Raw genomic sequence first — 9,614 nt, 5'->3', positions numbered from 1 at the left:
CATGTAGATGATTCTTCACTTGGTTTTCATAGAACTTTTGACGTTACCTACTTTTTTGATCCTGTATGCTTGGAGATAAGCTAAATGAAGGGTGCGAGTGCCATTCACCTAAATAATTATATTGCTTATATTGGTGGTTTGTCCTTTTAAAAAACTCTCTTAATTTCTGTAATGATTCTTTTATATCGCGAATAAACGTTATTACTGTACCACCTCTTCGCTGAACAGTAATATCCGAAATACGAAATGTATTTTTATTTACATGTTCTCCCATTAGAACTCCACCAATTTCTCGTCCCCCAGCTTCTTCTAATTCTTGTTTTATTTGCACTTCGATATGTTTAGGAAGGATTATCTTTATCATTTCTTTTTCTCCAGTAGTGATTGCAAAAATTCCTTCACTCTTTCTTCCTCTTCTGTCGGGGAAATGAAATTCTCTTTCTCCATTAATGCAGAAGTGTTTATTGGGTGTGTATCAAATGGCGCCTCGAATATCCATGAATTAGACATTCCTATTAAATACATTGAATAAGGAAATATTGAATCAGCCCCCTCTACAAGACTGTCTGTAGCAAACCTAGATATATGGCTAGCAATTACAGAAACGTCTGCATCCGATGCAATCATGACTTGATTTTCATCTAATTCCGCTAAGTACGGCTCACTCTTACTATTATATTTAAACTCTGGTAGCCTTTGCGTATAGCCATTTAGTAGGGCTCTCATAGTCAGTGGATCTGGATCTAATTCTGGACGACTCCTTGCTATTAATCCTCCAATACCTCCAGCAAAAATTTCTCCCCAAACCATTGGTATATTGTTTGTAGTACTTACCGCTGATAGATAATTAAAAACTTTTGGATTTGCTGTTGCATCTAAAATTAGATCACATTTACCAAGGGATAATAATACACTGTCTAATGCAGAAGTCGCTTCTTGTCCAGATATATTAGTTCTAGATACTTGTACTTTCATTCGGGATGACAAGCTTAGTAGTTGACTCTTTATCGCATCAACTTTATGTGAGCCTATACTCTTCCAATCAAGTATATGCCTTTCAATATTTCCTGACATGAATAAATCATCATCAACTATATAAAAATGCTCTACTCCCATCCTACCAAGCGAAATTGAAACTTTACTTCCCAAGGATCCAAGAGCCACAATGCCAACCTTTTTGTTTTTTAAGGTTTCTAGAGGACTCGGTAGTCTTTTTTTATCACGCTTATCGAAGATTAAAGAAACAACGGATAGTTCTTTATTTTCTAAAAAGCCGAATAGGGCATGTGGATTTCCAGTATTATCAAGCAAAATCACAAACTTAGCACTAGTTAACTCTTCAAAAAATTGCCATTTGTATAGCTTTTCTATTTCACTTAAAGTTTTTATGGTTTTTATCTTTTCCTTTGCTAGGTTAGTATTTATAACAATACCTACATCTGGTTCCTCCGGTTTAAGATGAGCAGGGAATTCAATATTTGTCCAAAGAACATCCTCAGTAGTTCTTATTTCAAGAACATGAAATACAACAGTTCTATTCTCTATTAGAAATGTATAATAGATATTAAATACTTCATTCCGTTGTAATTTGGTTAAGTATTCAAGAAGTTCTTGTCCAGCATAGAATCGAAAATATTTATTTCTTAATTCCTGTCCCTGAGTTAGAAAATGTCTAGAAGGGATTATTTCTTTTTGCTTATTATTACCATAAGGGTTTTCAGAGTAAATAAGCTTGTAAGCACTCTCTAACATTTGTGCCCCAGTAATGGATGGATGCCAATTATCCGGACCCCATTCAAGACATAACGTCCCACTAAAATATTGATGTTCTGACCAATTTATTTCTTTATCTAGTGGGGTTACTGTTGGTGGAGTTGAAGGAAAATAAGCATGATAACTAAGCTTTACCTCATAAATATGTCCATGAGCTTTTATCCTAGCTATTAAAGTTAACTCACTTTCTAAAATCCACTCTATTTCTTGTAACCAATCCGCTTTCGAATATAAATTTTCTATCTCCTCTTTTTCTTTTGACAACCGGGATAAATCCTCTAAAAACCAATATTTCATTAAGCAAATCCTCCTGGTTTATTCGGTTTTACAGCTCTATCTGGAAAAGATAACTCGGGTTCTGCTGCACCTTTTAACAAAAATGAGTCATTTCTAGTACCATTTTCAGGGAAACGCTCTCCAAATATTTCTCTCCACAGTTTTAAAGCCTTATCATCATTCTTTTCATTTAATGCTTTTCTTCCCTTTTCTCCATGAGATTTTATTTTATTATAAAATCCCTTGAAGGCATCAAATGTAATACCCTTTGTCACTGAATTACCTGACACTCCTGGATCATCAATATGAGGAACTGACTCTATCGCAATATATAATGCATACTTATCAACAATAGACTCTAAAGTACCTACAAATAATTCTCCATAATTAGTTTCCTCAAAATCCATACATTCGGCAACGATGCATTCAATTACAAATCCTTTTGGCTTCTTTGAAATTGTAGGATTTTGACGACGCCACCATTTCATTAATTTGACTAGTGGTTTAAAACGTCCATCACTATCGTTATTTACTTCAGTTGTCCAACTTGTATGCTTTGGCGGATTCGTTTCTAGCCATTCCTCCATTTTTCTGTCTGGAATATATAAAGTTCCTTCCATTCCATCTGGTGCGATAATAGGAACTACATCCATATCTACTTTACTTGTTTCTATCCCAACTGAACGAGCCTGCTTTCTAATAGTAGAATACTTAACTTTTAACGTATCATATAATAAATCGATTACTTCCTGAGGTTCATCTTCTGTTGTATGGTTTGTAACAACAATAATATCAACATCTGGTCTTGCAAGTTCACCATTCAACATTCTAGGTCTAATGGCAGTATTACGTCTATAGGAACCTGATAAAAAGTCTGATACATGATATTTTTCAAATGTATCATCTTCTTTTAAATATTTTCTTAAGTTCTCATGACCATTTTTAGCATCTTTCTTTGTGATTTGGCTCGGTTCAATTTCCTGAAGAAACTTGATAAACTGAGATTGTTTTACCATTACATAATCCCCCTTAATTATAAGTCCTATTTCATACTCTAACACGAATATACGTTCTAGAAAAGCGTAGATTATAAATACAATAATATCTCCTTTAATAATTGAAATATTTAATACTTCAATTTAGGAATTATTTATTACCATTCATTTTATTATCTTCTATGGAGTAGCAGCTTAGCAATTAAGCCATAAATTATTAACTAAATTCTGAACTATCAATTAATGATTACAAATTGTATTCTTAATTTAATGAAAAATTGTATGTCCTATTAGGATAACACACAAACACAATATATTGAAATCGTAACTCAGCCTCAACACTATATATAGTTGTTTTTTTATTGGATTGATGTTAATGGAATATGGAATTTGGAATTTTAGGGTTTGGCAATTAGGTAGGTCGATCAGTTAATGAATAAACACATATGACGTTTATACTAATCTAAAGATAGTATTTATTACGTTAGTACGCTACATTGACTTAACTTTTTGTCCTTATAGTGGATCTACCTTAGGATAAAAGCAAATATTGCCTATCAGGAACATCTGGTCAAATATAATAGCACAACCAAAATTAATTCTAAGCATCTATTCGTCCGACCCTATCGTCGTTTTTCACAGGAGGTTGCATTGAATATTGAAATTTAGGAGATATTCGAATAATGAAGAACTTATATACTACTAAACTAGAAAAATTTACCTATAAATGCTATAATATAATTTGCCTACTATTACTATGCTAGTAGAATACAATGTTTGAAACTGTCCAATATTATGAACTGAATCGAAATCAATTCGACCAAGTCTTGAGGAGAAGTTAGATTGCTTATTAACGATATCGTTAACAACCAATCTAACCAGCAAGTGAGAAATGAAATCGTAATCTTATTCACTAAATCAACCTCCTTGTTATTGACGTTAATAATCACATTGTACCTGAAGAGTTGACATCCCCTGGTGGCCTGCATGTAAAAATAGCCAATAATGCGAGGCCTATGGCACCGTGTGCAAAAGGAACTATCGTCAGAGACCAGGTCTGCAGTTCCTTTCGCTCCAAAAAGAGGTGTAGATATGCTCAATCCTAAAAAATATGAAACAAAAGGTTATATGCATTTTGATCATAGAATAAATATTGAAAAAGTAGAAAGCTATGTTACAGACCAAGAAAAAGTCGCTAAACATAGCTTTTTGCCATTTATATTTTATGTATCATCCTATGATAAATATATAGGAAAACCCAATCCCGATAGGAACAATCGTCCGATTGACGATAAGGAACGCGAGATTATGTATGCAGGGCATCTCGATGGCTTTATTTATAAATATTACGCTGAACAACTCAATACTAGATATAATATTATCACTGATAAACACAAGATAGACGAGTGCTCAACAGCTTATAGAAATAACAAAAAAAGACATTCCAATATTGAATTCGCGGCTGAAGTAATTAATACCACCGTAAACTACGAGGAAGCATATATTTTAGTCGGAGATTTCACTAAGTTTTTCAATAAAATAAATCACCGATTACTGAAAGAACTCCTGATAGAAGTATTAGATGTAAATAAATTAAGTGATGATTGGTACAATATTTATCGTTCCATTACTAAGTATGGGTATTATGAAAAATCCTTTTTACAAACCATACCTGAAATAGTAAACCGAATTAATAACAAAAGGCACAAGAGCTACTTTAAGAGTCTGAGGGAATTCCGCAAATTTCAACGTATGCACCCATGCGAGTATAACAGCAAGAAGTGCGGCATCCCTCAAGGTAGCGCAATCAGCGTAGTATTTGCAAATATTTATGCATTATACTTTGACATTGCAATGAAGAAGCTTTCGCAGCAATACGATGGTATTTATAGAAGATATTCAGATGACTTCATCATAGTAATTCCAAAGAAGTCCAAGAACGGAACTACTTCAATAAATGAATTTAAAGAAATAGAAAAGAAAATTAGGGATATCTCAGATAAGAATAAAATTGAGTTACAAGAAAGCAAAACCGAGTTATTGGCTTATCGGAATAAACAAATATATCGAATGAACGATTCCGAAAAACATCATCTAGATTATCTTGGCTTTATATTTGATGGTCAAACTGTAAAAATGAGAGGCAAAAGCCCATACAAATTTTACAGAGAAGCATATAAGTTAATTGATTATGCCAAGAAAATTAAATATAAAAAGAACCTATCAAAATTACCCTATAGGAAACAAATCTACGGCTTATATACAGACCTCGGGATTGATCGGGGGGAACATGGTAATTTTATTACATATGCAAAAAGAGCTCAAAAAAAGTTTGATGAGATATCACCGAACACGACTAACCTAATGATGAATCAAATTAAAAATAGAAAGAAAAAGATTGAGAAGCGTTTAGGGGTGAGGATCCATGTGTAAATTCTAAACATGGCACAAGGACTCGTTTCATTATCCAATTAAAAAAGGCTTCGGTGCAGACTTTTGTGAGTCTGACCCCAACAACTCCAAAACCTTAGTCTGATTTGAAAAACTGTGCGCAAAACCCGGTGGACTCGACTTGAATATTGGTGGACTTCTTTATGAGAAATAATCATTATATCTACCGATGGATGTAGAAGAAATGGCAATGGCGGATAAAAATTGTGTCTTAAGTGGGAATATGCACTTGAGGTCCACCGTTTCATGCTTCAAGTTCACTAATCAACTAGAATAGAATGACTTGCTTTTTCAAGCCAGGCATAGGTTAACATCGCCACCATCCTTTACCATTGTTTGTGTCCGTGGTAGTGAAGTTATGGCGGATGGAAAAATAAGCCTTTATGGCTCCATCCGCGTCAATAGCGTACCACGGACAATCAATTCTAAGTTCCGCTGGCGGGGCCCCGACCCCTTCCAGCGATCACTAAGAATTGGCACAATCGTAAAGGACAAGCAGCTGACGCTGTGGTTGAAAAGTCCTTTTCTCCATATAGGGTAAATCAGTATTTTTATATACGGACCTCAACCGAATATTGGTGGACTTGTATTGGAAACCAGAAGACTCGACCTTATGTATATATGGACTTATTAGCGTGAAATAATCAGATATAATTGATAATTACCGGATGCTTGCGTATACTGGGGTTGTATTATTGTTTTATTAGTCATAAATTAATAATACACGAGAGCAGACCCTTTGTGGTCTGTTTTTTTGTGTTTACACAAAAAAGCTGTTGTACAATCAGTTATCTGATTGTGCAACAGCCCCTTCTGGTTACCTTTAATTGATTTTACTATTAATAAAATTAATTGCTGTAGGCTCGTCTTGTTCAATAGCAATTTCTACTGCTTGTTTTGCTACATCTAGTAATAATTCGGTTTTTTCTTTTACTTTTTGTGATTGTTCTATGTTATTAGCAATTTCCTGTTGTTTTATTTGGGTAATCTTTGGAATAGGTAAATTCAATATATCTTCATCTCGAATGACTGGATATTGAGTACCTACATTAAATTTTAAAAGCCATTCTTTATAAACCTTTGAACGTAATAAAACTTTCAAAGTTTTATTAGTAAAATTACCTTCTTCTTTTTTACGCAATACTCTAAAGGCACTTGAAACAATTAAATTCTCTACATCAAAATCTATTATTGTTACTGCACCCCGGTTAGGCCTGACCTTAGATATTAATATATCCCCCTTTTTAGCCTCAATCTTAGCATTTGCTGGTAATTTTTCCGTTGCAATTCTATTGTACGTAGCAAATCCATTACCAATATTAATATCACCGATTTCAATATAATTATAATACCCTTCTGTTTTTTTCGAGGTATTCTTTACTTGCTCAAATTCTTTACCAATATAGGTAAAACCATTTTTATAACTCTTAATGATCTCTTCAATACCTTCATATTTAGGTTGATAATATTCAGCATCTAGTCTTCCAGAACCAAAAAATGATTTTTTGAAATTCTTTACATTAATGTTTCTATTGCTCAGCTCATAATCTTTGAAGGAAATTTCTTTTAATAAATCACTTTCAGCTTTTTCGTATTCATCGCTTAACTTATTGAGTAAAATTTGGCATTCAAGAGTGATTTGTTCTATCTTCTCTTGAAAGTCCATACTAGGTATTGGTATCTTTATATCTTGAAATTCAATAAGTTTAATTTCAGGTCTAGAAACTTTAATACCTCTTCTTCTTAACTGAGAATAACCATATTTTGAATTAAGAAATGTTGACAAAAAATAAGGGTTTAATACATCATCTTTAACTACAATTTTCGCAACATGTGCACTAGTATTTGCCTCAATTATATTTTTAGGTATAACAGCACTTTTACCATAATAAGCTCCAGTTTTCGTAACAACAACATTACCAGTTCTTAAAACAGATCTTTTTAAACTATTATGCAATTCATTACTTATATATCTGATACCACCACCATTTAGGTCAATGTATCCCTCTTTAACTGATTCACTAAGTAAATAAAGCACACCAGAATCTTTATATTGAGTAGCACCATGATCACCATCTGTAATTAGGTAGGTACAATCTTTTAATTCTTTTATAGGATAAGTTGATTTATTTAATATATCTACAATTCTTACAAACTCTTGCTTATAGTACTCTGAACCTATAGTAAATTGATTTTCCAGCTCTGATCGATTAAGCTCACATGCTTCCAGCCCTTTCAACAAATTGTTATATTTGACTTCATCGAAAGGGCTATTTACTTTCCCAAGAAAGAAAATCCTTCCTTTTTGGCAAACTCAATAAATGCTTCTGCTATACCATCTTGTGTTAATCCATCATGATTAAACAAGTCATGTTTTACAATTAAATGACCATGACTGTCTAACAAATATTCATCTAAATCTTCTGGTACATCATTGTAAATATCTGTTGGATTAGCTCCTTGGTTGTATTGTTTCGCATTGGGGTAATCTTTTTTACGGACAAAAATCTTATCACCACTACTATCCTTACTAGGTTCTTTCATAGTTGCAAAGAAAATAGGATAGTCTTCTACTTTTGGACATAATTCATCATCCCATTTCTGTACAAACAACACACTCGTTTTTGTACCAGTATGCGGTTTAAACACATTTCCATCTAATCCAACTACAGCTAAAATGCGGCACTGCTCTGCAATATACTCTCTGATTCTTTTATCACTGCTATTATTAAATCTACCTTGTGGTAAAACAATTGCCATTCTTCCGCCCGGTTTCAAGAAATCCAAGTTACGTTCAATAAATAAGATATCCCGTACTACGCTATTTTGGTATTTGCCATTTGCTCTTTTACCTAACTCGTATTTTGAGATAATCCTACTTTCTTTTATATCACCGGCGAACGGCGGGTTGGCCATAAGTACATCAAATTTAAAATCTCGATTACTATTTCTTTTAGTTCTTAACCTTTTTAACTTTCTCCAGCCTTCAAAATATATATCTTGCCAATTTTCATCCTCTGTTCTTTCGTCCCAACGTTCATAATCTAATGTATTTAAATGAAGAACATTTGTTTGACCATCTCCTGCAATCAAATTTAATGTTCTTGCCACACGAACTGTTTTTTCATCAAAGTCGATTGCAAACACTTTATCTTTTACATAATCAACACAACGTGGAGGTTTAAGTTCTGATGTGAATAGATGACTCTTATTTAATCCTTCATCTTCCATTATTTGTTCCCAAACATGGAAAATTGTATGAACCGTAAATCCACTACTACCAGCTGCAGTATCAATCATAGTTTCATGTTCTTGCGGATTTAACATTTTCACACACATATCAATAACATATCTAGGTGTGAAATATTGACCCTTCTCTCCTTTACTACTTTTGGATATTAGGTATTCAAATGCTTCATCAACTACCTCAAGGTTTGAATTAAATAGTTTAACATCTTGTAAGGATGCAACACAGATGGATAAATGAGAAGGTGTTAGCATTATTTGTGCATCATTGGTGAACACACCTTCCCACTTATTTTTTGCTCTATCAAATAATCGTTGAACTTTTTCTTTTAATTCACTTTCTGTATCACCATAATTTCTAAATTCTAAATGACGATTACTGTTTCTACCACTCTCCATCTCATCATATAACTTCGTAAAGATTAATTTAAATACTTCTTCAAAAACATCCACACCTGCATTAGCCAAGACTTCATCTTCTAATTCTAAAATTAAATCTTTTAATGATTTACGTTCTGTTACAAGCTTATCTCTTTCCACTAAGTCATCGATGGTCCAGCGTTCTTCCAATATATCAGAAAGCTTTTGATCAGCCTTTGGCATTCCCGGTATATCCTCAAAATAATTCGGGTCTTTCCGGTGATAGTATGATATTGAATCACCGTTAGTCCAAATACCAATAGGTGCACCAGTAGCATTACAATATGATTTTAACTGTTCTTTCCCATCTTTTAATTTTGGTTTTTTTAATTCAACTATTATATAAGGAGAAGTAGTTTGGTGTTTATCAAAAATAACAATATCTGCTCGTTTCTTCTCCCTACTGTTTATGGCAAACTAAAAATGTAGGTTATGGCACTTCTTTTATGCATG

At 33.3% G+C, this 9,614-nt stretch carries 6 protein-coding genes and 1 pseudogene; 1 reads left to right on the top strand and 6 read right to left on the bottom strand.

What is annotated here, in order from left to right:
* Positions 1-43 precede the first annotated feature (43 nt).
* Genes IEX94_RS18865 through IEX94_RS18855 form a run of 3 tightly spaced genes read right to left on the bottom strand, consistent with a single transcriptional unit; the run spans position 44 to position 3,065 of the window.
* Positions 44-364 (bottom strand): Mov34/MPN/PAD-1 family protein, encoded by a 321-nt coding sequence (locus IEX94_RS18865; RefSeq protein WP_188859738.1) that lies wholly within the window; start codon positions 362-364, stop codon positions 44-46.
* Positions 361-2,070 carry a ThiF family adenylyltransferase gene (locus tag IEX94_RS18860; protein WP_188859736.1) on the bottom strand — a complete coding sequence of 570 codons (1,710 nt, stop codon included), beginning with the start codon at positions 2,068-2,070 and terminating at the stop codon, positions 361-363. Before IEX94_RS18860 ends, IEX94_RS18865 begins: the two co-directional genes overlap by 4 nt.
* On the bottom strand, positions 2,070-3,065 hold the full coding sequence (locus IEX94_RS18855; RefSeq protein WP_188859734.1) for an SMODS domain-containing nucleotidyltransferase: 996 nt from the start codon (positions 3,063-3,065) through the stop codon (positions 2,070-2,072). Before IEX94_RS18855 ends, IEX94_RS18860 begins: the two co-directional genes overlap by 1 nt.
* Before the next feature lie 1,071 nt (positions 3,066-4,136).
* Between IEX94_RS18855 and IEX94_RS18850 the strand changes: the two genes are divergently transcribed.
* Positions 4,137-5,477, top strand: a complete 1,341-nt coding sequence (locus IEX94_RS18850) for a reverse transcriptase/maturase family protein (protein WP_188859731.1) — start codon at positions 4,137-4,139, stop codon at positions 5,475-5,477.
* Positions 5,478-6,318: 841 nt separating this feature from the next.
* Here IEX94_RS18850 and IEX94_RS18845 read toward each other — a convergent pair.
* The 3 genes and pseudogenes from IEX94_RS18845 to IEX94_RS20355 all read right to left on the bottom strand — a co-directional run.
* Positions 6,319-7,734 carry a restriction endonuclease subunit S gene (locus tag IEX94_RS18845; protein ID WP_188859729.1) on the bottom strand — a complete coding sequence of 472 codons (1,416 nt, stop codon included), beginning with the start codon at positions 7,732-7,734 and terminating at the stop codon, positions 6,319-6,321.
* A gap of 35 nt (positions 7,735-7,769) precedes the next feature.
* Positions 7,770-9,344 carry an HsdM family class I SAM-dependent methyltransferase gene (locus IEX94_RS18840; RefSeq protein ID WP_229782806.1) on the bottom strand — a complete coding sequence of 525 codons (1,575 nt, stop codon included), beginning with the start codon at positions 9,342-9,344 and terminating at the stop codon, positions 7,770-7,772.
* Positions 9,345-9,350: 6 nt separating this feature from the next.
* Positions 9,351-9,572, bottom strand: a pseudogene (locus tag IEX94_RS20355) (type I restriction enzyme HsdR N-terminal domain-containing protein); the annotation flags it as partial.
* Positions 9,573-9,614: the final 42 nt, after the last annotated feature.

This window comes from Oceanobacillus indicireducens, assembly GCF_014647195.1.
Taxonomy (GTDB): domain Bacteria; phylum Bacillota; class Bacilli; order Bacillales; family Amphibacillaceae; genus Oceanobacillus; species Oceanobacillus indicireducens.
The sequence above is the reverse complement of the archived record's forward strand: the minus strand, read 5'-3'. Positions and strand labels throughout refer to the sequence as shown.

What these genes read in the sequence shown, in the direction of transcription:
- IEX94_RS18865 (WP_188859738.1), bottom strand. Translation starts at nt 364, where the DNA reads ATGATAAAGATAATCCTTCCTAAACATATCGAAGTGCAAATAAAACAA.
- IEX94_RS18860 (WP_188859736.1), bottom strand. Translation starts at nt 2,070, where the DNA reads ATGAAATATTGGTTTTTAGAGGATTTATCCCGGTTGTCAAAAGAAAAA.
- IEX94_RS18855 (WP_188859734.1), bottom strand. Translation starts at nt 3,065, where the DNA reads ATGGTAAAACAATCTCAGTTTATCAAGTTTCTTCAGGAAATTGAACCG.
- IEX94_RS18850 (WP_188859731.1), top strand. Translation starts at nt 4,137, where the DNA reads ATGCTCAATCCTAAAAAATATGAAACAAAAGGTTATATGCATTTTGAT.
- IEX94_RS18840 (WP_229782806.1), bottom strand. Translation starts at nt 9,344, where the DNA reads ATGCCAAAGGCTGATCAAAAGCTTTCTGATATATTGGAAGAACGCTGG.